Origin of the sequence: Streptomyces pacificus, assembly GCF_011766325.1 — a bacterium.
In the GTDB taxonomy this organism is placed as follows: Bacteria; Actinomycetota; Actinomycetes; order Streptomycetales; family Streptomycetaceae; genus Streptomyces; species Streptomyces pacificus.
Genome location: NZ_BLLG01000003.1, coordinates 363,231 through 384,582 on the forward strand (window position 1 = coordinate 363,231; position 21,352 = coordinate 384,582).

Below are 21,352 nucleotides of genomic sequence, written 5' to 3' on the forward strand. Positions count from 1 at the left end.
GGGTGTGCGGAGTGGGACTTGCGGGGTCAGCCGGTGAACGTGCCGGACTCGACGGGCTTGTGCTCGCCGCCCTCGACCGTGTAGACGGTCAGCTGCTTGTTGGTCGTGTCGCCGAACTCGTCGAACGAGACCTTGCCGGTCACACCGTCGAAGGAGACGCTCTGCATGGCCTCGACGACCTTGGCGCGGGCGTCCTCGGGGAGTGTGCCGTCGTTGTCCTCGACGACCTTCTTGACCGCCTCGATGATCGCCCAGGTGGAGTCGTAGGCGTAGCCGCCGTAGGCCTCGTACGCCTCCTTGTAGTTGGCGTTCTTGTAGTTGGCCAGAAACTCCTTGGCGGAGTCGAGCTCCTCGATGGGCGCGCCGACGGAGGTGGCGATGTCGCCTGCGGAGCCGGCGCCGGCGAGCTTGATGTACTCGGCGCTGTAGAGGGCGTCGCCGCCCGCGACGACGACCTTGGCGCCCGCGTCCTTGATCTGCTTGCTGAGCGGGCCGCCGGCCGGGTACTCGCCGCCGTAGTAGACGACGTCGGCGCCGGAGTTCTTGACCTTGGTGGCGACGGCGCTGAAGTCCTTCGCTTCGGGGTTGACGTGGTCGGTTCCGACGACCTTGCCGCCGAGCTTCTCGAACTCGGCCTTGAAGGTCGCGGCGAGGCCCGCGCCGTAGGTCTTCTTGTCGTCGATGATGAAGGCCTTGGTCTTCTCGGCCTTGTTGACGATGTACTGCGCTGCGAACGGGCCCTGGATGGCGTCCGTGGTGGCGGTGCGGAAGTACGCCTGGTAGGGGCGGTTCTTGTCCCCGGTGTTCCAGTCCGGACCCTGGGTGAGGGCCGGGTTGGTGTTGGCAGGGGAGACCTGGACCAGCTTGGCGTCGTCGAAGACCTTCTGCATCGACTCCGCGACGGAGGAGTTGAGCGGGCCGACCACGCCGAGGACGTCCTTGTCGGCGACGAGCTTGGTGGCGTTCTGCTGGCCCGAAGAGGGCTGCGCCTGGTCGTCGAGGGCCTCGATCTTGAAGGTGACGCCCTTGACGTGCTCCTTCTCGTTGGCCTGCTTGGCGGCGAGGTCCACGGAGTTCTTGATGCCGAGACCCAGCGCGGAGAGGTCGCCGGTCAGCGGCGCGTCGACACCGATGACCACGGTGGTGTCGCCACCGGCCGCCGAGTCTCCGCCCTTGTCGTCGCGCGAGCCACAGGCGCTGAGGGTGAGTGCCCCCGCGGCAAGGGCAGCGGTCATGGCTATGAGCGAGCGTTGACGCACGAATCTGGTCCTTTCAGCTGGCACGGCTGCTCCTCCGTGGAGCGCCGAGTCGAGCGCTGGAGCCTTACTGGCAAGGAATCCGGTGGCGCGGTGACTGGCGGTGACTCTAAGGGCCTAAATGGAAACAAAGCACTGGTCTGACTGAGGCTGTGACGCTCTTGTTATCCCGAGCTGATTTGCGGCGCGGAGTGCATGACTGTAAGGCCTTTTGGTCATGACAGTGGTGGTGGTTGCTCCCCGTAGTCGTTCCCGGCCGGGCCGGGTCCGCCGTGTGGTGCCCTGCGGGTGCGCCTCCTGTCTGGTTTTGGATGCTCATTACGGAGTGCTACTCCCGGGAATGGGAATCCGGCATTTCGTGAACCTTTTCCACGGTCGTGCAGGGCGGCGGAGAGTACGTGTGAACAACCCGCCTTTTCCGGCCGTAATCGGGATGGTCCGGCAATGCCCGCCGCTTCCGGTGCCCTGCGGCCGGCGCGGGTCGGGTTCGCACGGCCCGCGTCCGCGGTGACCCGTCCGGATTCCCTCCGCTTCGCACCGCCGCGCGCCCCCGTCCGGACGCCCGCGCCCACCGCCGCGCCCACCGGCCCGCGGCACCGCCCGCCCTGCGGGCGGCGGGTGACGGCGCGTCCGTCCCGGCCCGCCGGCCCGCCGTCACCCGAACGGCGTTACGGGTGGCGTGAAACGGCCGGCCGGGAGGCAACGGAGCCGGGTGGCAGCGGCGTTGAGTCTGGTGCCGCGGGGGCGCACAGGGTGGAATGTGTCCGCGCCACCGCGGAACCGTCCCCAGATCGTCACCGACCCCGGCCCTGGAGGGCACGTATGACGAGATCCCCCCGAACAGGCGGCGCCCGCACGGCGCGTGCCCGCAGCGGACAGGCCCGCACCAGGCGTGCGGGCACGGCGTACGGATGGGGCGCCGCCCTGCTGGCCGTGTCGCTGCTGTCGGCGCTGCCCGCACCTCAGGCGCGGGCGGACGCCCCCGCGCTGAGTATCGTCGGCAACCGGACCCAGCCCGTCTTCTCCCGCGCGGACGCGGTGCACCAGCAGGTGGACGTCGAGACCGAGGTGGACAGCGACGGCGACGGCCGGCGCGACACGGTGCGGATGCGGATTCTGCGCCCCCGGGAGACCGACGCGGGGCTGCGGGTCGCCACCATCGTCGAGGCCAGCCCCTACTGGGCCGGCGGCAACGACGTCCGGTACCACGACGTGGACGTGGAGGTGGACGGGCTGCCGCCGGGTGGCCGGCCGCCGCGCGGCGCGCGGGTCCCCGGGCTGGTGACCCCGTACGAGAGCCAGCCGGCCGCGCACGGGAGGCAGCCGGCCGCGGGGCTCACCGCGGCTTCGCTGCCCTGGCCCGGCTACACGGACAACTACTTCCTCCCGCGCGGCTACGCGGTCGCCCAGGTCGACAGTCTCGGCACCGGCGGCTCGACGGGCTGCCCGACCTCCGGCGGCCGCAACGAGACCCTCGGCGCGAAGGCCGCGGTGGACTGGCTGAACGGCCGCGCCCGCGGCTGGGACCCGCAGGGCAGGCCGGTGGGCGCGGCCTGGTCGACGGGTGACACGGCGATGATGGGCATCTCGTACAACGGCACCCTGCCGACGGCCGTGGCCACGACGGGCGTCGAGGGGCTCAAGGCGATCGTGCCGATCTCCGGGATCTCGTCCTGGTACGACTACTACCGCGCGGGCGGCGGTGTCGTGGCGCCCGGCGGCTACCAGGGCGAGGACGCCGACGTCCTGGCCGAGTACGTGCACACCCGGGCCGACCGGGAGGTCTGCCGGCCCGTCATCGACCGGCTCACCCGCGAACAGGACCGGGTGACGGGGGACTTCACCCGATTCTGGCAGGAGCGGGACTACCTGCGCGACGCCGGCCGGATCACGGCGGGGGTGTTCCTGGTCCACGGCGGCAACGACGGGAATGTGCGGACGGGGCACTTCGGGCAGCTGTGGGAGGCGCTGAAGAGGCACGGCGTCCCGCGGAAGCTGTGGCTCCATCAGGCGGGCCACGTCAACCCGATGCCGCTGCGCATGGAGGAGTGGCTCGACCGGCTGCACCTCTGGTTCGACCACTGGCTGTACGGGTTGGACAACGGCGTGCTCGCCGAACCGCCCGTCGAGGTCGAGCAGTCGGACTTCAGCTGGCGGCGGCAGTCCGACTGGCCCGCCCGCGGCACGCGCGACGTCCGGCTGTGGCTGAACGAGGGCGGGCTCGCCGCGCTGCCCGGGAAGCCCGTGCGGCAGACGGCGACCGACCGGGGCCGCACCGTGCCCGCCGAGGAACTCGTCGCGGACCCGGGCGCCACCCGGCCCGACCGGCTCGTGTACACCACAGGACCGCTGCCTGCCGAACTCCGGGTCAACGGAGTGCCGGAGCTGTCGGTACGGGCCTCGCTCGACGGTTCCTCACCGTATGTGACCGCGCTGCTGGTCGACTACGGGACCGGCACCCGGGCGACGGGCGGCACGGTCACGGACACCAGCCGGCAGGTCTGCTACGGCGAGGGCGTCCCCGGGGACACCGGATGCGCCTACCGCACCCGGCACCGCACCGAGACCGCCGACTTCAAGATCGTCTCGCGCGGCTGGCTGGACATCCGCAACCGGCACTCGATCGAGCGGGAGAGCAGGGTCGTCGAGGGGCGCGAGTACCGGCTGCGGTGGGCCATGCAGCCCCAGGACTACGTCTTCGAGAAGGGCCACCGGCTGGGCGTGGTCCTGATCTCCACCGACCACGGCCACACCCTGCGCCACCCGGCCGGCACGGAACTGGCCGTCCGGGCGGGGGTCAGCAGCGTCACCCTGCCGGTCGCGGGGTAGCGCTGCGGCGGGGCGGATCAGCCCGCCGTCCCCGGGACGCCGCCGGCGTCCCGGGGAGCGTCCCTCAGCAGGCAGGTCAGCCGGGCCGTGCAGACCCGCCGGTCCTGCTCGTCGGAGATCACGATCTCGTAGGTGGCGGTGGAGCGGCCCCGGTGCACGGGGGTGGCCACGCCCGTGACCCGGCCGGAGCGCACCCCCCGGTGGTGTGTGCAGTTGAGGTCCACCCCGACGGCGATCCTCGAACTGCCGCCGTGCAGCATGGCGCCGACCGACCCGAGGGTCTCGGCCAGTACCGCCGACGCCCCGCCGTGCAGCAGTCCGTACGGCTGGGTGTTGCCCTCGACCGGCATCGTGCCCACCACGCGCTCCGCGCAGGCCTCGACGATCCGCACGCCCATCCGGTTGCCCAGCGACCCCGCCGAGAACAGCGCGGGCAGGTCGACGCCGAGTGCGGCGTACTCGTCGACGACCTCCTGCGGGAACTTCACCGTCGTCTGCTCACCCATGGGCCGGCTCCGATCGTCGTGCGTCTGCGGTGTGCGGGGACATCCTCACGGCTGAGCGGGCGCTCAGCCGGTCGGTGATTGTTCCAGACGTACGATCACGGACTTGCTGGCGGGGGTGTTGCTGGTGTCCGCGGTGGCGTCCAGCGGCACCAGCACATTGGTCTCCGGGTAGTACGCGGCGGCGCAGCCCCGCGCGGTCGGGTAGTGCACCACGAGGAAGCCGGGCGCCCGCCGCTCCACACCGTCCGTCCACTCGCTGACGAGATCGGCGTATGCGCCGTCCGGGAAGCCCAGCTCCGCCGCGTCCTCCGGGTTGACCAGGACGACGCGGCGGCCGCCCCGGACGCCCCGGTAGCGGTCGTCGAGTCCGTAGATCGTGGTGTTGTACTGGTCGTGGGAGCGCAGCGTCTGCAGCAGCAGCCGGCCCTCGGGGACCTCCGGGTACTCCACCGGCGCCGCGGTGAAGTTCGCCCGGCCCGTCGCCGTGGGGAAGCGGCGCTCGTCGCGCGGGGCGTTGGGGAGGGTGAAACCGCCGGGGCGGGCGATTCTCGTGTTGAAGTCCTCGAACCCGGGCACGACCCGGGAGATCCGGTCCCGGATGGCGGCGTAGTCCCTCTCGAACTCCTCCCAGGGCGTCGTCGAGGCCGGGCCGAGCACCGCGCGGGCCAGCCGGGCCACGATCGCGGGCTCGGACAGCAGGTGCCCGCTCGCCGGGGGCAGGTTGCCGCGGGACGCGTGCACCATGCCCATGGAGTCCTCGACCGTCACGAACTGCCGGCCGCCCTGCTGCTCGTCCCGGTCGCTGCGGCCGAGCGTGGGCAGGATCAGCGCCCGCTTCCCGGTCACCGCGTGCGAGCGGTTGAGCTTCGTCGACACGTGGACGGTGAGCCGGGCTCGGCGCATCGCCGCCTCCGTGACCGCGGTGTCGGGCGTGGCGCTGACGAAGTTGCCGCCCATGGCGAAGAACACCTTCGCCTCGCCGTCCCGCAGCGCCCGGATGGCCCGTACGGTGTCGAGGCCGTGGTGCCGCGGCGGGGCGAAGCCGAACTCCTGCTCAAGAGCGTCCAGGAAGTCCGCCGAGGGGCGTTCGAAGATCCCCATCGTGCGGTCGCCCTGGACGTTGGAGTGGCCGCGCACCGGGCACATCCCGGCGCCGGGACGGCCGACGCAGCCGCGCAGCAGCAGCAGGTTGACGACCTCGCGGATGGTGGCGACGGCGTGCTTGTGCTGGGTCAGCCCCATCGCCCAGCACACGATCGTCCGCTCGGAGGCGAGCACCATGCGCGCGGCGCGTTCGACGTCCTCGCGGTCCAGGCCGGTCGCGGCGAGCGTCCCGTCCCAGTCCGCGGCGCGCGCGGCGGCGGCGAACTCCTCGTAGCCGTGGGTGTACTGCCGCACGAACTCCTCGTCGACCCCGCCCGGCGCCTGGAGGACCAGCTTGCCCAGGAGCCGGAACAGGGCCTGGTCGCCGCCGATGCGGACCTGCAGGAAGAGGTCGGTCAGCGGGACGCCCCTGATCAGGCCGCGTGCGGTCTGCGGGTTCCTGAACCGCCCCAGTCCGGCCTCGGGCAGCGGGTTCACCGAGATGATCTTCGCTCCGGACCGTTTGGCCTCCTCCAGCGCGGACAGCATCCGCGGATGGTTCGTGCCCGGGTTCTGCCCGGCGATGATGATCAGATCGGCCCGGTGCAGGTCCTCCAGCAGGACGGTGCCCTTGCCGGTGCCCAGCGTCTCGGACAGCGCCGAGCCGGAGGACTCATGGCACATGTTGGAGCAGTCGGGCAGGTTGTTGGTGCCGAACTCGCGGGCGAAGAGCTGCAGCAGGAAGGCGGCCTCGTTGCTGGTGCGGCCGGAGGTGTAGAAGACGGCCTCGTCGGGGGAGCCCAGTGCGCGCAGCTCCCCGGCGACGATCTCGAAGGCCCGCTCCCAGGACACCGGCTCGTAGTGGTCCGCGCCCTCCGCGAGGTACACGGGCCGGGTGATCCGGCCCTGCTGGCCCAGCCAGTACCCGCTGCGGGAGGCCAGGTCGGACACCGGGTGCGCGGCGAAGAAGTCCGGCGTGACCCGCCGCAGCGTCGCCTCCTCCGCCACCGCCTTCGCGCCGTTCTCGCAGAACTCCGCCACATGGCGGCGCTCGCCCTCGGGCCAGGCGCAGCCGGGGCAGTCGAAACCGTCCTTCTGGTTGACCTTGAGCAGGGTGCGGGCGGTGCGCGCCACCCCCATCTGCTGCCGCGCGACCCTGAGCGTGTGCCCGATCGCGGGAAGGCCGGCCGCGCTGTGCCGGGGTGCGCCGACCCGGGGTGCGTCCTGCACCGGGTCGCCTTCGGGCGGCTTGGTGGCCATCGTGTACTCCTTCGGGCGCGGACATCGGGGCGGATGTGCCGTCACCTCCGATCCTGTCACGCGGCGGCGGCCGGCGGCACGGGCGGGCGGGGGCGGGCACGGGCCGTTCCGGCCGGGCACGGGCGGCACTGTCGGTGGGCCGTGGCAGGATCGGGGGTGTGGCTGAGACAGCATCGAAGAAGACCCATGAGGAAACCCGTCCGCGCCTGCTCCTCATGGACGGGCACTCGCTGGCGTACCGGGCGTTCTTCGCCCTGCCCGCGGAGAACTTCACCACCGCGAGCGGTCAGACGACCAACGCGGTCTACGGCTTCGCGTCGATGCTGGCGAACACGCTCCGCGACGAGGCGCCCACGCACTTCGCGGTGGCCTTCGACGTCTCCCGGAAGACCTGGCGGTCCCGGGACTTCCCCGAGTACAAGGCCAACCGCTCCTCGACCCCGGACGAGTTCAAGGGCCAGGTCGAGCTGATCGGCGAGCTCCTCGACACGATGAACGCGGTGCGGTTCGCGGTGGACGGCTTCGAGGCCGACGACATCATCGCGACGCTCGCCACCCAGGCCGAGGCCGCGGGCTTCGACGTGCTCATCGTCACCGGCGACCGGGACTCCTTCCAGCTGGTCTCCGACCACGTCACCGTGCTCTACCCGACCAAGGGCGTCAGCGAGCTGACCCGCTTCACCCCGGACAAGGTCCTCGAGAAATACGGGCTGACCCCCTCCCAGTACCCGGACTTCGCCGCCCTGCGCGGCGACCCGTCCGACAACCTCCCGGGCATCCCCGGCGTCGGCGAGAAGACCGCCACCAAGTGGATCAGCCAGTTCGGCTCGTTCGCGGAGCTGGTCGAGCGCGCGGACGAGGTCAAGGGCAAGGTCGGCCAGGCGCTCCGCGACCATCTGGAGGCCGTCAGGCTCAACCGTCACCTGACGGAGCTGGTCCGTGACGTGGAGCTGCCGAAGTCCGTCGCCGACCTCGGGCGCGCACCGTACGACCGGACCGCGCTGAAGGGCTTCCTGGAGGTCCTGGAGATCCGCAACCCGAGCCTGCGCGAGCGGCTGCTCGCCGTCGACCCGGGCGCAGCCGAGGACGACGCCGCGGCCCCGGCCGCCGGCGTGGAGCTGGACGGCAGTGTGCTCGGCCCCGGCGAGCTGGCGCCCTGGCTGGAGTGGCACGGGGGCGGGCCGCTCGGCGTCGCCTCGGTCGCCGCCTGGGCGCTGGGCGTCGGCAGCGTCAGCGAGATCGCGCTCGCGGCCGCCGGGGGGGAGGCGGCCTGGTTCGACACCACCGGGCTCGACGAGGCGGACGAGCGGGCGCTCGCCGCCTGGCTGTCCGACCCGGACCGGCCGAAGGTCGTGCACAGCGCGAAGGAGGCGCTGCGGGTCCTCCCCGAGCACGGATGGGACCTGCGGGGCGTCACCATGGACACCGCCCTCGCCGCCTACCTGGTCAAGCCCGGCCGCCGGTCCTTCGCCCTGGACGCCCTCTCCGTGGAGTACCTCCACCGCGAGCTGGCCCCGGCCGCCGCCGACGGCCAGCTGGCCTTCGGCGCCGAGGACGAGCACGCCGAGGCCGACGCCCTGATGGCGCAGGCCCGCGCGGTCCTCGATTTGGGCGAGGCCTTCGGCGGAAGGCTCGAGGAGGTGGGGGCCGGCGAACTGCTGCACGGCATGGAACTGCCCACGTCGCTGCTGCTGGCCAGGATGGAGCGGCACGGCATCCGCGCCGACCGGGCCCATCTGGAGGCCATGGAGCAGCAGTTCGCCGGGGCGGTGCAGCAGGCCGTCAAGGAGGCCCACGCCTCGGTGGGCCACGAGTTCAACCTCGGCTCGCCCAAGCAGCTCCAGGAGGTGTTCTTCGGGGAGCTGAACCTCCCCAAGACCAAGAAGACCAAGACCGGGTACACGACCGACGCCGACGCGCTGGCCTGGCTCGCCGGCCAGACCGACCACGAGCTGCCGGTCATCATGCTGCGCCACCGCGAGCAGGCCCGGCTGCGCTCCACCGTCGAGGGCCTGATCAAGACCATCGCCGCGGACGGCCGGATCCACACCACCTTCAGCCAGACGGTCGCCGCGACCGGCCGGCTCTCCTCCACCGACCCGAATCTGCAGAACGTGCCGGTGCGCACGGACGAGGGCCGGGCGATCCGCCGCGGCTTCGTCGTCGGCCAGGGCTTCGAGTCGCTGATGACCGCCGACTACAGCCAGATCGAGCTGCGCGTCATGGCCCATCTCTCCGGGGACGAGGACCTGATCGAGGCGTTCACCTCGGGCGAGGACCTGCACACGACGGTGGCCTCCCAGGTCTTCGGCGTGGACCGGTCCGCGGTCGACGCCGAGATGCGCCGCAAGATCAAGGCGATGTCGTACGGACTGGCCTACGGCCTCTCCGCGTTCGGCCTCAGCCAGCAGCTGAACATCGAGGCGGCCGAGGCGCGGACCCTGATGGACACCTACTTCGAGCGGTTCGGCGGGGTCCGCGACTATCTGCGCCGTGTCGTGGACGAGGCGCGGGCCACGGGCTACACGGCGACGATGTTCGGCCGCCGGCGCTACCTCCCGGACCTCAACAGCGACAACCGCCAGCGTCGCGAGGCGGCCGAGCGGATGGCACTGAACGCGCCGATCCAGGGCACGGCGGCGGACATCGTCAAGAAGGCGATGCTGCGGGTCGACGCGGGGCTGCGGGCGGAGGGACTCACCTCCCGGATGCTGCTCCAGGTCCATGACGAGATCGTGCTGGAGATCGCCCCCGGCGAGCGCGAGCGGGTCGAAGGGCTCGTCCGCCGCGAGATGTCCGCCGCGGCGGAACTGCGTGCACCGCTGGACGTCTCGGTCGGCGTGGGCCCGGACTGGGAGTCCGCAGCCCACTGACGCCGCCGGGGCGGCGCCGCGTGATCGCGCGCTGCGGCGGGCCGGGCCGCGTGTGTGCGGGGCCCGCCCCTTCGCCGGGCGACTGCGCGCCGGGCGCGATCCGGCCCCTCTCCCGTCGCCGCGCGGGCGCCGTCGTGCGGGGCCGGGGCTTGTGCCCGCCGCGGCATCCGGTGGGCGGGTGCCCGCCCGGCCGGACGCCTGGCCGGCCGGGGGCGGGCGGTCAGGACACGCCCGTCCGTTCCCGCGGGGGCGCCGCGTCCGGGCCGGGGCCCCGCCGCGACCGCGTCCGGACCGCCGCGCCGTACAGCACCAGGCCCACCGCGAGACCGGCCCCCGCGCCGAAGCACACGGTCGGAACGATGTCGAGGGGCGTGTCGACCCGGCCCCCGTGCTGGGAGAAGCGCACACAGCGATGCGCCGTTCCCGCCAGGACGCACAGGGTGAGCAGGACCGCGGCGGCCCACCGCCCCCGCCGGCCGATCGACGGTACGGGCGCCGGCCCGGCGTTCGGCGGGGTGCGCTCCCACACGGACCGGGTGAACCAGCCCAGCGCCACCAACGCCAGGATCGAACTCCCGTACTGCATATACGTGTAGAGGGGGAATCCGGCGACGGATTGTGCGAGCGCCGGCAGCGCCCGGGTACCCCAGCGGTCGAAGTGGGTGAACGCGTCCCAGACGACATGCGTCGCCGCACCGATCACCGCCGAGACGCAGAACCACAGGACCAGAGCGGCCCGCGTCCGGCCGGGCCGGGCGCCGCCTCGCACAACGGCGTGGGCGCGCGCCTGAAGGCGCGGCGGGAGCAGGGCCAGCAGCGGCTCACGCACCATCAGCCAGAGTCCCACCAGCCCCGCCGCGATCCCGACGTCGACCGTCAGCACCCCCAGCGGGCCGTGTGTGACGTCGCCGAACCGCATCGCACCGGGCAGCACACTCGCCGTGAAGTAGGTGATGTCGGGTGCGAACGACCCCGCCACGAGTGCCGAGGCGACCAGTGGCCCCCGCGCCGTGCCGCTTCTGCGGATGCAGGGCAGGACCGCTGCCGCGTGACTGAGCGTGAAAGGCATGGTGAGCCGCCCCCGTGAGACCGTTGCCGAGCGATGCCGCCCAGTATGGGCGAACCCGGCGATGTGCCGTGTGCCGTGTGGACCGGACCCGGACGCCCGCGTGCCGGCCGTGGCGGAGGGGCGAACAGGCGGCGAGAGTGGCCGGAGTTCCTGTGCCGCGGTGCGGGCGGTTGCCGTAGTGTCGCACGGTACATCGCGCGTGAGCGCGCGAGCAGCGGCCTACGGGGAGGGGACCAGGGGTATGGCAGCGCAATTCGGCCGCCGGCTGCGCAAGGGGGCTACCACGACAGCGGTGGCGGCGGTCGCCGTGGCCGCGCTGTCCGCATCGCAGGCGCCGGGTGTCGCGCCGGCCGCCGGCGGCGAAGCCCAGGCTCTGGAAGCGACCCCGCCGACGGACCCGTCGGCGACCGGCGACTCCTCCTACTACACGGACCTGCCGCCGCTGAACAGCCCCAACAAGCCCGGTGCCCCGACCCCCCTGCCCGCGGCAGCCGAAGCGGAGGCCGGGATTCCGGCCACGGTGCTCGGCGCGTACAAGCAGGCCGAGCAGACCGTCGCCGCGAGCGACCCCGGCTGCCGCCTCCCCTGGCAGCTGCTCGCCGCCATCGGCAAGGTCGAGTCCGGCCAGGCGCGCGGCGGGCGGGTCGACGCCGACGGGACGACGTTCTCCCCGATTCTCGGACCGGTGCTGAACGGGGTGGGGTTCGCCAACATCTCCGACACCGACGACGGCGCCTACGACGGCGACCGCACCCACGACCGCGCGGTCGGCCCGATGCAGTTCATCCCGTCGACCTGGGCCACCTGGGGCCAGGACGCCAACGGCGACGGGCGCAAGGACCCGAACAACATCCACGACGCTGCGCTCGCCGCCGCGAAGTACCTGTGTGCCGACGGCCGCGACCTGTCCGTCAAGGAGGACCTCGACAGGGCGATCCTGAGCTACAACCGCTCGCGCGAGTACCTGCGGACGGTCCTGTCCTGGTTCGAGTACTACAAGAAGGGCACCCACGAGGTCCCCGACGGCTCGGGAGTCCTGCCGGTCGAGAGCAGCGGCAGCGGCCTCACGGCCACACCGGCCGAGCCCGCTGCCCCGGACACGCTCCGAAAGACGCCGGCCGAGTCCGCTGCTCCGGACGATCCCGCCATGCCGACGACGCCGGCCGAGTCCGCTGCCCCGGACGATCCCGCCATGCCCACGACGCCGGCCACCGCGCCCGACCGGTCGCCGTCCCCCTCGGTACCCGGCGGCTCGACCGGAGGCCCCAAGCCTGCCCCGGCGAAGCCGGGGACCGGCACGCCCTCCCCGGACACCAGTCCGGCGAAGCCGACGCCTCCGGCCCCCCCGACGCCTCCGGCCCCCCCGACGCCTCCGGCCCCTCCGGCGTCCGCAACGGTGTTCGGCATCGAGAACGCGGGCGGCGGACGTCCCACCGCCGTCGCCGGCCAGGAGTTCACCGAGCTGCCGAAGGTCCGGGCGAAGGACCGCTCCGGTCAGCCGGTGGCAGGCGCCGACCTGGTCTTCGAGCTCGTCGGCGAGACCGACGCCCGCTTCTCCGGTGACCTCAGGAGTGCGGTCGTGCGTACCGGGGAGGGGGGCGTGGCCGCCGCCCCGCCGCTGAAGGCCGGTGAGAAGACCGGTGACTTCACCATCCGGGTGACCGTCGCCGGGCGGACCCTGCCCCGCCTCGACTACGCCGCGACCGTCACCCCCCGCCAGGCGGACGCCCTCGCGCGGACCGGAGACGACGAGCTGACCGCCTCGCCCTCCTCAGCGTTCGCCCACCCCGTCGCGGTCAAGGCCACGTTCGAGGGCGTGGCGGCCGGGGGTGTGGCCGTCACGGCCGCGATGGTCACCGCGGGCGACGCCCCGGCCGAGTCCACCGAGGGCCCGTACTTCAAGGACGCCGGGGGCGATCCGGTCCGCACGCTCTCCGAGCTGAGGACCGGCGCCGACGGCACGCTGGTGCTGCCGGAGATCTTCTCGGACGACCGGCCCGGCACGTTCCTGCTGCGCCTGACGGCCGAGGGCGGTGCCGTGCTGACCCTCGAACTCCGGGTCGCCGCCCCGGCGGCCCCGACCGTCTGACCGCCCGCCCGGCGGCACACACCGCAGCGCCCCTCCGCCCGGTTCCGTGCGCAGGGGCGCTGCGGTGTGTGCGGCGGGACGTGTTCTCTTCTGGGCACCCCGTTGCTACGGTGCCCGAGCCCGTTGCTCTGACGCCCCATCAGATCGTGTACCCGGGAGGCCGACCATGCGCGCCCTCGTCGCCGTCGCATCCGGGCTGGTCCCCGTGCTGCTCGTCGTGCTGCTCCTCGCCGTACTCGACGTACCGCCGGGGGAGACCTCGCCCAGACCGCTCCTCACCACCGTTCCCGGACCCGTGAAGTAGCGGGGGAGCAGCCGCCATGCGCCGCAGAGCCAGTCTCGTGCTTCTGTCGCTCGCCGTCTTCTTCGCTGCACTGGCGCCGGTGCTGCGCTGGTACGCCTTTCCCCGGCTGGTCAGGATCCCGCCGGGCCAGTACCAGGAGACGGTGCTCGAGGCGCGCCCCGCGACCCTGCTGCGCTACGACACCATGCGGGCCGAGCAGGTGGAGAAGGTCACCATCGTCCAGACCCTCAAGGGCAACGTGGAGGAGTCCGAGCGGATCGAGCGCAGCACGGGCCGGGACGTGGTGGTCTGGGACTCGCTCTCCCATGTCCAGGGACCGGACGGCGAGACCGTCTCCCAGATCCCCGGGCGGTACATCTTCGACGGCCACACCCAGGAGCCCGTGCACGCCCCGGGGGAGACGGTCGACGGGGACCCGGTGCGGCGCGAGGGCATCGAGTTCAAGTGGCCCTTCCTCACCGAGAAGCGGGACTACGTGTACTTCGACGCCCAGACCAGGACCTCCGCCCCCATCCACTACAAGGGGACTCGGACCTTCCGCGGACTGGAGGTCTACTACTTCGAGCAGACGGTCCCGTGGACCAAGGTGCCCTACCCCGAGAAGATGCCGATACCCGGCATCGATGCCGGGACACTGGAGGAGCGAACCGGTACCACCCGCTGGTACACCACCACACGCATGTTCTGGGTCGAGCCGGCCACCGGGGCGCCCGTCAACGGCGAGGAGATCCACACCGAGGAACTGCGCGGCGGTTCGCTGCTCGGCGGCCGCGACCGGGTGACCGCGTTCTCCGGCCACGTCAGGATGCGCGAGGACTACGTGGACCGCACGGTCGCCCAGGTGTCGTCCCAGCGCGGGCTGGTGCTCCTGCTGGCCTCCCACCTGCCGTGGACCTTCCTGGGCCTCGGCACGGGCCTCCTCGCACTGTCCCTCCTCCTCGAAGCGCGCTCACGCCGCCCCGGCGGCGACGGCGCGCCGGCACCCGGCGCGGGTGGCGCGGGCGGCGCGGCGGATCGTGAACCCGGGCCCGCGTGAGGAGGCGGGCCCGGACGGAGGGTGCGCTGGTGCCGCGGCAGGCGATGTCCGCCCGACACGACGCCCGGCACACCCGGCACACCCGGCACGCCCGGCACGCCCGGTACCCGGTGGCTTCAGGACCGCCCCAGCCCGCCCGCCTGCAGGGCGAACGCCGTCAGGTCCGCCACACCTGGATCTCCGCCGCGGTCCGGCAGGCCGGCGAGCGAGATCGGCACCAGCGTCGTCTTGCCCGTGCCGGGCGGCGCGCACAGCACGGCGGCGCCGCGGGAGTGACGGGCCCGGGCCGGCGCCGGGAGGGCCGTGCGCACGGGAAGCAGGGCGGGGGCGTCGTCGCGGACCACGTCAGGTCCCCCCGTCCAGGGGAGCGGTCCCGCTCCGCTCGCAGACGAAGATCGCCGTCCCCGGGATCAGGTTCCCGCGCAACGGGGACCAGCCGCCCCACTCCCGGCTGTTCCAGGCCGGCCACTCCGGCTCCACCAGGTCGGCCAGCCGGAAGCCGGCCGCCACCACGTCGCGGACGCGGTCCCCGATCGTCCTGTGGTGCTCCACATAGACGGCCCGGCCCGCCTCGTCCTGCTCCACGTACGGGGTGCGGTCGAAGTAGGAGGCGGCGACGGACAGCCCCTCGGGGCCCGGCTCGTCGGGGAACGCCCAGCGGACGGGGTGCGTGACCGAGAAGACCCACCGCCCGCCGGGCCGCAGGACCCGCCGCACCTCCCGGAACACGCGCACCGGGTCGGCGACGAACGGCACGGCTCCGTATGCGGAGCACGCCAGGTCGAAGGAGCCGTCGGCGAAGGGCAGCGCGCCGGCGTCCGCCTCCACCAGGGGGAAGTCCGCGCCGATCCGCAGGGCGTGCTGGAGCTGGCGGTGCGAGAGGTCAAGGGCCACCGGCCGGGCGCCCTGGGTCAGCAGCCAGCGGGAGCACTGGGCCGCGCCGGCGCCGATCTCCAGCACGTCGGCGTTCCGCAGGGACTCCGCGGGGCCGAGCAGCCGGGCCTCGGCCTCGTCCAGCCCCTCGGGGCACCAGACGAACCGGTCGTCGCCGAGGAAGGTGCCGTGCTCGCTCTGGTACTCGTCGGCGTTGCGGTCCCACCAGCCGCGGCTGGCGCGGCTGCTCTCCGCGCCGGCGGTGTGACGCCGGGTCGCCTCCGGTCCGTACTCTTGGATCATCTCGCCCGTCGTTGTACGTTGCTGGTGCCTCGCCCGGAAGGGCCGCGAGGGGCCTGCGGCCGTGTCGCGGGGAGCGAGGGGCGGCCATCATGGCCTCGGCAAACCCTAGTTGTGCCGGGTATGCGGAGTTCCGCCCCGGGTGGGGGCCTTCGCGCATTGACCGTGCCCTGCCGCCCCCGTATGCTAAAGGTTGCGCTGCGGGCTTGCGCGCCTCAGACCGAGCAGGCCGCGCTCGCATCTGCTGTATGTCCCCTCGGTTGTCGAGGCGCCATTCCCCCTCCGGGGCTGGCGCTTCCTTGGCTGTCCGGCTTCTGCAGCTGCGATACGGGCTCACGGCGTAGCAGTACCTACGACTTCAATGTCCGTACCGGAGCCCTTTCCCACATGACGAGCAGCACCGAGACCACCGCCACCACCCCGCAGGTTGCGGTCAACGACATCGGTAACGAGGAAGCCTTCCTCGCCGCGATCGACGAGACGATCAAGTACTTCAACGACGGCGACATCGTCGACGGCGTCATCGTGAAGGTCGACCGGGACGAGGTCCTGCTCGACATCGGTTACAAGACCGAAGGTGTCATCCCGAGCCGCGAGCTCTCGATCAAGCACGACGTCGACCCCAACGAGGTCGTCGCCGTCGGTGACGAGATCGAGGCCCTCGTCCTCCAGAAGGAGGACAAGGAAGGCCGTCTGATCCTCTCGAAGAAGCGCGCCCAGTACGAGCGCGCTTGGGGCACCATCGAGAAGATCAAGGAAGAGGACGGCATCGTCACCGGTACCGTCATCGAGGTCGTCAAGGGTGGTCTCATCCTCGACATCGGCCTCCGTGGCTTCCTCCCCGCCTCCCTGGTCGAGATGCGCCGTGTGCGCGACCTCCAGCCGTATGTCGGCAAGGAGCTCGAGGCCAAGATCATCGAGTTGGACAAGAACCGCAACAACGTGGTCCTGTCCCGCCGTGCCTGGCTGGAGCAGACCCAGTCCGAGGTCCGCCAGACGTTCCTCACCACCCTGCAGAAGGGCCAGGTCCGGTCCGGCGTCGTCTCCTCGATCGTCAACTTCGGTGCCTTCGTGGACCTGGGCGGCGTCGACGGTCTGGTGCACGTCTCCGAGCTGTCCTGGAAGCACATCGACCACCCGTCCGAGGTCGTCGAGGTCGGCCAGGAGGTCACCGTCGAGGTCCTCGACGTCGACATGGACCGCGAGCGGGTCTCCCTGTCGCTGAAGGCGACGCAGGAGGACCCGTGGCAGCAGTTCGCCCGCACCCACCAGATCGGCCAGGTCGTCCCGGGCAAGGTCACCAAGCTGGTGCCGTTCGGCGCGTTCGTCCGCGTGGACGAGGGCATCGAGGGCCTGGTCCACATCTCCGAGCTGGCCGAGCGCCACGTGGAGATCCCGGAGCAGGTCGTCCAGGTCAACGACGAGATCTTCGTCAAGGTCATCGACATCGACCTCGAGCGTCGCCGGATCTCGCTGTCCCTCAAGCAGGCCAACGAGTCCTTCGGTGCCGACCCGGCGTCGGTCGAGTTCGACCCGACCCTGTACGGCATGGCCGCGTCCTACGACGACCAGGGCAACTACATCTACCCCGAGGGCTTCGACCCCGAGACCAACGACTGGCTCGAGGGCTACGAGAAGCAGCGCGAGGAGTGGGAGGGGCAGTACGCCGAGGCGCAGCAGCGCTTCGAGCAGCACCAGGCCCAGGTCATCAAGTCCCGCGAGGCCGACGAGCAGGCCGCTGCCGAGGGCGGGCAGACCGCTCCGGCCGCCGCGCCGCAGGGCGGTTCGTACTCCTCGGAGTCGGACGACAACTCCGGCGCCCTGGCGTCGGACGAGGCCCTCGCCGCGCTCCGCGAGAAGCTGGCAGGCGGCCAGAGCTGAGGCTCCCGCCGGCCACCGGGCAACCGGTACGGAGGCCCGTCCCCTTCAGGGGGGCGGGCCTCCGCCTGTTGCCCGGGCAGGCGCCGCTCCCCGGTGCGCGATGTCTCCGAGCATGCGAGGGGCCCCGTTCGCCGTGCCTGCCGTTGCCGGGTACGCGATGTCCCCGGGCGCGCGGCGGCCTCCCGTCCGACCGGTTCCCCGGAGCCGCCCGGCCGCCGTCGGGAATGATCGCACCAGGCGCGGGGTTGACCCTCAGACACGGAGAAGGGGCGGTAACGGTGCGAGATCCGCAGAGTCTGTACGAGTGGGAGTCCAAGGGCCTGGCGGTCGTCGACGTGGCGCTGGCACAGGAGTCGGCCGGACTGGTGATGCTGTACCACTTCGACGGGTACATCGACGCGGGTGAGACGGGTGAGCAACTCGTCACCGCCCTGCTCGGATCCCTGCCCCACCAGGTGGTCGCCCGCTTCGACCACGACCGGCTCGTCGACTACCGGGCCCGCCGCCCGCTGCTCACCTTCCGCCGGGACCGCTGGACCGGTTTCGAGACCCCGTCCCTGGAGGTCCGGCTGGTCCAGGACGCCACCGGCGCCCCGTTCCTGCTGCTGTCCGGTCCCGAACCGGACATCGAGTGGGAGCTGTTCGCCGCGGCCGTACGGCAGATCGTCGAGCGGCTCGGGGTGCGCCTCTCGGTGAACTTCCACGGCATTCCCATGGGCGTGCCGCACACCCGCCCCGTCGGCATCACCCCGCACGGCACCCGGACGGATCTGATGCCCGGTCACCGCAGCCCGTTCGACGAGGCCCAGGTTCCCGGCAGCGCGGAGTCCCTGGTCGAGTACCGGCTGGCGCAGTGGGGCCATGACGTGCTCGGCGTCGCCACCCATGTCCCGCACTACATCGCCCGCTCCGCGTACCCGGACGCCGCGCTGACCGCCCTCGAGGCGATCACCGCCGCGACGGGCCTGGTGCTGCCCGGCATCGCCCACACCCTGCGCGCCAGGGCCCAGCGCACCCAGACCGAGATCGAACGCCAGATCGGCGAGGGTGACGAGGAGCTGACGTCCCTGGTGAGAGGTCTCGAGCACCAGTACGACGCCATCGCCGGCGCCGACAGCCGGGGCAGCCTGGTCGCCGAGCCGGCGGAACTCCCGTCGGCGGACGAGATCGGCAGGCAGTTCGAGCGCTTCCTCGCCGAACGCGAGGGCGACTCCTAGGCGGGGCCCGGCGGAGAGCGGTCCCCCTCGCAGGCCTATGCTTCCGCCCATGCTGAAGGTGGGCCTGACCGGTGGTATCGGCGCCGGCAAGAGCGAAGTGTCACGGCTTCTGGCGTCGTACGGAGCGGTGCTGATCGACGCGGACGAGATCGCCCGAGAGGTCGTCGAGCCCGGCACACCGGGCCTGGCAGCCGTCGTCGAGGCGTTCGGCCCCGAAGTCCTCACCCCGGAGGGCACTCTGGACCGGCCCCGGCTCGGTGCCATCGTGTTCTCCGACGCCGAACGGCTGGCCCGGCTCAACGCCATCGTGCACCCGCTGGTCGGGGCGCGGTCGGCCGAGCTGGAGGCCGCGGCCGACCCGGACGCGGTGGTCGTCCACGACGTACCGCTGCTCGCGGAGAACGGCCTCGCCCCCCTGTACGACCTGGTCGTCGTCGTGGACGCGGCCCCCGGGACCCGGCTGGACCGGCTCGTGCGGCTGCGCGGCATGACCGAGTCGGAGGCGCGCGCCCGGATGGCCGCACAGGCGGAACCCGAGCAGCGCAGGGCCGTGGCCGATCTGATCGTCGACAACGACGGGCCGCTGGAGGCGCTGGAGCCCCGGGTCCGCGAGATCTGGGCGGAGTTGAGGCAGCGCGCGCGAGGCTGAGGGCGCCGCAGGCCGTCCCCGCGAGCCGTGTGGTGCCGCGGGACGGCCCCGCGAGGCTAGCGGCGCCGCAGGCCGTCCCCGCGAGCCGTGTGGTGCCGCGGGACGGCCCCGCGAGGCTAGCGGCGCCGCAGGCCGTCCCCGCGAGCCGTGTGGTGCCGCAGGGCGTCCCCGCGAGGCTAGCGGTGCCGCCGGCCGTCCCCGCGGTCCGGCTCGTGGGGCGGGACTCCGCGACCGGGCCGGTCGTGCGGTGCCTCGTAGAGCCGGTGCACCACGACCAGCAGATGGGCCATGACGGCCACGCTCAGTACCGCGCAGGCGATCGCCCACCCGGGACGTTCGGCGAGCGCGAAGACCGCCGTCCCCGAGACCGCCCACAGCAGTCCCCAGACACTCAGCCAGAACCGCATCCGCAGCGGGGTGCGCGCCGTGGCCGGTTCGTTACCCGTACGCATGGGCCTCGTCCCCTTCCCTTCCAGCATCCACCCGGATCGCGGGGACCGGTAGCGCGGGCGGGGCCGGTCGCGGGGTGACCCTGGGGAAGGCCCGGGGAGCCGGGGCCGGCACGAAACGCCCCGGAAGGGCGGCGGCCCGGCCGGGGCGGGGGGTGTCCCGGCGGGGGCCGGGTGCCGCAGAAGCCGGGCGGCCTCTCAGTGGACCCAGCGGTAGCTGAGCCAGGGCTGGGTGCCGGGAGCGATGTTGTCGAACAGCGTCGTCGCGATGTAGGTCGTGTCGTCGCCGGTGCAGTCCGATGTCCGGTAGGCGATGAGGTCGATCAGTGTCGCGTTCTCGATGCGCACGGCACCGTCCGGCAGCAGCCGGTGGCAACCGGTCACCACGGGGTTGGACACCGTGACGGAGCGGAGGGAGCCGGCCTCGTAGTTCACTGTGCCCACGGCGGTCCGGCCCAGGCCGGAACAGCCGCCGAGAGCGGCGGTCAGAAGCACTGCCCCGGCGGCGATGGCGAGGCGGCGGTGATCGGCCATGACTGGTCCCCGTCTGTGTCTGCGGTGCGGACTCCTGATCAGACCCTGCCGGACCACCTCGGGGGTGCGCACGCCGGGTGCGCCCGCTCAGGGGACGGCCCGCTCCCGTACGGCGCTCGACCGCCGCACCGGAGGGGAATACCGTTGAATCACCGACCGAGCCTCCCGGACGCGCGGGACAGCAGGGGGTGTCGTGATGGATGTGGATTTCGTGGCGCTCGGTGTCGCGGCGGGTGCCGCGTGCCTGGCCTATGTCATGGCCGCTGCCAAGGTCGTCAAGCAGTACGAGCGGGGTGTGGTCTTCCGCCTCGGCCGACTGCGTGACCGGGTCCGCCAGCCCGGATTCACCATGATCGTTCCGGTTGTGGACCGGCTGCACAAGGTCAACCTCCAGATCGTGACGATGCCCGTGCCGGCACAGGAGGGAATCACCAGGGACAACGTCACGGTCAGGGTGGACGCCGTCGTCTATTTCAAGGTGGTCGACGCGGCCGACGCCATCGTGAGGGTCGAGGACTACCGCTTCGCCGTCTCCCAGATGGCCCAGACATCGCTGCGCTCGATCATCGGCAAGAGCGAGCTTGACGACCTTCTGTCCAACCGGGAGAAGCTCAACCAGGGCCTGGAACTCATGATCGACAGTCCGGCGCTCGGCTGGGGGGTGAGCGTCGACCGGGTCGAGATCAAGGACGTGTCGCTGCCGGAGACGATGAAGCGTTCCATGGCGCGCCAGGCGGAGGCCGACCGGGAGCGCCGGGCACGCGTGATCAACGCGGACGCGGAACTCCAGGCGTCGAAGAAGCTGGCCGAGGCGGCGCACCAGATGTCGGAGACGCCGGCGGCCCTGCAACTGCGCCTGCTGCAGACCGTCATGGCGGTCGCCGCTGAGAAGAACTCCACCCTGGTCCTGCCGATCCCGGTGGAGCTCCTGCGCTTCCTCGAACGCGGTTCGGGCCCCGTCCCGGAGGAGGAGCCCCGCCACGAGCCACCCGCGGTGAAGCCGCCGCTGAACACGCCGGTGACCAACGCAACGGCTCTGCCCGCCATGCCGGACCTCCCGATGCCGGTGGTACCGGAAGGCCCCGCGGCCCTGAGCGATCCGGCGCACGGCGGCCATGAGGCGCGGGACGACGAGAGGACGTGA

At 72.3% G+C, this 21,352-nt stretch carries 17 protein-coding genes; 9 read left to right on the plus strand and 8 right to left on the minus strand.

Going from position 1 to position 21,352, the window contains the following annotated elements; all coding sequences use genetic code 11:
• Positions 1–26: 26 nt before the first annotated feature.
• The gene (locus SCWH03_RS06715; protein ID WP_173263206.1) at positions 27–1,259 is read right to left on the minus strand and encodes a branched-chain amino acid ABC transporter substrate-binding protein; all 1,233 of its coding nucleotides are present in this window, start codon (positions 1,257–1,259) and stop codon (positions 27–29) included.
• 819 nt (positions 1,260–2,078) lie between these two features.
• On the opposite strand from SCWH03_RS06715, the gene SCWH03_RS06720 reads away from it, so the two are divergent.
• Positions 2,079–4,085, plus strand: coding sequence for a Xaa-Pro dipeptidyl-peptidase (locus SCWH03_RS06720; protein ID WP_173263207.1), 2,007 nt, complete (start codon positions 2,079–2,081; stop codon positions 4,083–4,085).
• Positions 4,086–4,102: 17 nt separating this feature from the next.
• On the opposite strand, the gene SCWH03_RS06725 is transcribed toward SCWH03_RS06720, so the two are convergent.
• Together SCWH03_RS06725 and SCWH03_RS06730 are read right to left on the minus strand one after the other, a co-directional pair.
• Positions 4,103–4,591 carry a PaaI family thioesterase gene (locus SCWH03_RS06725; protein WP_173263208.1) on the minus strand — a complete coding sequence of 163 codons (489 nt, stop codon included), beginning with the start codon at positions 4,589–4,591 and terminating at the stop codon, positions 4,103–4,105.
• 63 nt (positions 4,592–4,654) lie between these two features.
• Positions 4,655–6,934 (minus strand): FdhF/YdeP family oxidoreductase, encoded by a 2,280-nt coding sequence (locus tag SCWH03_RS06730; RefSeq protein WP_173263209.1) that lies wholly within the window; start codon positions 6,932–6,934, stop codon positions 4,655–4,657.
• A 215-nt stretch (positions 6,935–7,149) separates the two neighbouring features.
• On the opposite strand from SCWH03_RS06730, the gene polA reads away from it, so the two are divergent.
• Positions 7,150–9,807 (plus strand): DNA polymerase I, encoded by a 2,658-nt coding sequence (gene polA, locus SCWH03_RS06735; RefSeq protein WP_173263371.1) that lies wholly within the window; start codon positions 7,150–7,152, stop codon positions 9,805–9,807.
• Between the two features lie 220 nt (positions 9,808–10,027).
• Here the strand turns inward: polA and SCWH03_RS06740 are convergent, their stop codons facing one another.
• Positions 10,028–10,876 (minus strand): DUF4184 family protein, encoded by an 849-nt coding sequence (locus SCWH03_RS06740; protein WP_173263210.1) that lies wholly within the window; start codon positions 10,874–10,876, stop codon positions 10,028–10,030.
• A 241-nt stretch (positions 10,877–11,117) separates the two neighbouring features.
• On the opposite strand from SCWH03_RS06740, the gene SCWH03_RS06745 reads away from it, so the two are divergent.
• The 3 genes from SCWH03_RS06745 to pgfA all read left to right on the plus strand — a co-directional run bounded on the left by SCWH03_RS06745 (position 11,118) and on the right by pgfA (position 14,305).
• Positions 11,118–12,965 (plus strand): lytic transglycosylase domain-containing protein, encoded by a 1,848-nt coding sequence (locus SCWH03_RS06745; protein WP_173263211.1) that lies wholly within the window; start codon positions 11,118–11,120, stop codon positions 12,963–12,965.
• A gap of 166 nt (positions 12,966–13,131) precedes the next feature.
• Positions 13,132–13,269, plus strand: a complete 138-nt coding sequence (locus tag SCWH03_RS06750) for an SPW_0924 family protein (RefSeq protein ID WP_173263212.1) — start codon at positions 13,132–13,134, stop codon at positions 13,267–13,269.
• Positions 13,270–13,285: 16 nt separating this feature from the next.
• Positions 13,286–14,305, plus strand: a complete 1,020-nt coding sequence (gene pgfA, locus SCWH03_RS06755) for a cell envelope lipid trafficking protein PgfA (protein ID WP_173263213.1) — start codon at positions 13,286–13,288, stop codon at positions 14,303–14,305.
• Positions 14,306–14,421: 116 nt separating this feature from the next.
• Here pgfA and SCWH03_RS06760 read toward each other — a convergent pair whose 3' ends face one another.
• Positions 14,422–14,649, minus strand: coding sequence for a hypothetical protein (locus SCWH03_RS06760; protein WP_173262596.1), 228 nt, complete (start codon positions 14,647–14,649; stop codon positions 14,422–14,424).
• Position 14,650: 1 nt separating this feature from the next.
• Positions 14,651–15,481 carry a class I SAM-dependent methyltransferase gene (locus SCWH03_RS06765; RefSeq protein WP_173263214.1) on the minus strand — a complete coding sequence of 277 codons (831 nt, stop codon included), beginning with the start codon at positions 15,479–15,481 and terminating at the stop codon, positions 14,651–14,653.
• Positions 15,482–15,865: 384 nt separating this feature from the next.
• Here SCWH03_RS06765 and rpsA point away from each other — a divergent pair, with 384 nt between their 5' ends.
• The 3 genes from rpsA to coaE all read left to right on the plus strand — a co-directional run bounded on the left by rpsA (position 15,866) and on the right by coaE (position 19,225).
• Entirely contained in the window at positions 15,866–17,359 is a 1,494-nt protein-coding gene (gene rpsA / locus SCWH03_RS06770) for a 30S ribosomal protein S1 (RefSeq protein ID WP_173263215.1), read from the plus strand.
• Between the two features lie 278 nt (positions 17,360–17,637).
• Positions 17,638–18,576: a PAC2 family protein gene (locus SCWH03_RS06775; RefSeq protein ID WP_173263216.1), complete on the plus strand. Its 939-nt coding sequence runs from the start codon at positions 17,638–17,640 to the stop codon at positions 18,574–18,576.
• A gap of 49 nt (positions 18,577–18,625) precedes the next feature.
• Positions 18,626–19,225 (plus strand): dephospho-CoA kinase, encoded by a 600-nt coding sequence (gene coaE / locus SCWH03_RS06780; RefSeq protein ID WP_173263217.1) that lies wholly within the window; start codon positions 18,626–18,628, stop codon positions 19,223–19,225.
• 176 nt (positions 19,226–19,401) lie between these two features.
• Here coaE and SCWH03_RS06785 read toward each other — a convergent pair whose 3' ends face one another.
• The gene (locus SCWH03_RS06785) at positions 19,402–19,677 is read right to left on the minus strand and encodes a DUF6343 family protein (RefSeq protein ID WP_173263218.1); all 276 of its coding nucleotides are present in this window, start codon (positions 19,675–19,677) and stop codon (positions 19,402–19,404) included.
• 195 nt (positions 19,678–19,872) lie between these two features.
• Entirely contained in the window at positions 19,873–20,208 is a 336-nt protein-coding gene (locus tag SCWH03_RS06790; protein WP_173263219.1) for a hypothetical protein, read from the minus strand.
• 196 nt (positions 20,209–20,404) lie between these two features.
• Here SCWH03_RS06790 and SCWH03_RS06795 point away from each other — a divergent pair, with 196 nt between their 5' ends.
• Positions 20,405–21,352 carry a slipin family protein gene (locus SCWH03_RS06795; protein ID WP_173263372.1) on the plus strand — a complete coding sequence of 316 codons (948 nt, stop codon included), beginning with the start codon at positions 20,405–20,407 and terminating at the stop codon, positions 21,350–21,352.

Bases quoted from the DNA above. Each gene is read 5' to 3' on its own strand.
- coaE (WP_173263217.1), top strand. From the start codon at position 18,626: ATGCTGAAGGTGGGCCTGACCGGTGGTATCGGCGCCGGCAAGAGCGAA.
- SCWH03_RS06720 (WP_173263207.1), top strand. From the start codon at position 2,079: ATGACGAGATCCCCCCGAACAGGCGGCGCCCGCACGGCGCGTGCCCGC.
- SCWH03_RS06740 (WP_173263210.1), bottom strand. From the start codon at position 10,876: ATGCCTTTCACGCTCAGTCACGCGGCAGCGGTCCTGCCCTGCATCCGC.
- SCWH03_RS06765 (WP_173263214.1), bottom strand. From the start codon at position 15,481: ATGATCCAAGAGTACGGACCGGAGGCGACCCGGCGTCACACCGCCGGC.
- SCWH03_RS06725 (WP_173263208.1), bottom strand. From the start codon at position 4,591: ATGGGTGAGCAGACGACGGTGAAGTTCCCGCAGGAGGTCGTCGACGAG.
- rpsA (WP_173263215.1), top strand. From the start codon at position 15,866: ATGACGAGCAGCACCGAGACCACCGCCACCACCCCGCAGGTTGCGGTC.
- polA (WP_173263371.1), top strand. From the start codon at position 7,150: ATGGACGGGCACTCGCTGGCGTACCGGGCGTTCTTCGCCCTGCCCGCG.
- SCWH03_RS06745 (WP_173263211.1), top strand. From the start codon at position 11,118: ATGGCAGCGCAATTCGGCCGCCGGCTGCGCAAGGGGGCTACCACGACA.
- SCWH03_RS06790 (WP_173263219.1), bottom strand. From the start codon at position 20,208: ATGGCCGATCACCGCCGCCTCGCCATCGCCGCCGGGGCAGTGCTTCTG.
- SCWH03_RS06750 (WP_173263212.1), top strand. From the start codon at position 13,132: ATGCGCGCCCTCGTCGCCGTCGCATCCGGGCTGGTCCCCGTGCTGCTC.
- pgfA (WP_173263213.1), top strand. From the start codon at position 13,286: ATGCGCCGCAGAGCCAGTCTCGTGCTTCTGTCGCTCGCCGTCTTCTTC.
- SCWH03_RS06795 (WP_173263372.1), top strand. From the start codon at position 20,405: ATGGATGTGGATTTCGTGGCGCTCGGTGTCGCGGCGGGTGCCGCGTGC.
- SCWH03_RS06785 (WP_173263218.1), bottom strand. From the start codon at position 19,677: ATGCGTACGGGTAACGAACCGGCCACGGCGCGCACCCCGCTGCGGATG.
- SCWH03_RS06730 (WP_173263209.1), bottom strand. From the start codon at position 6,934: ATGGCCACCAAGCCGCCCGAAGGCGACCCGGTGCAGGACGCACCCCGG.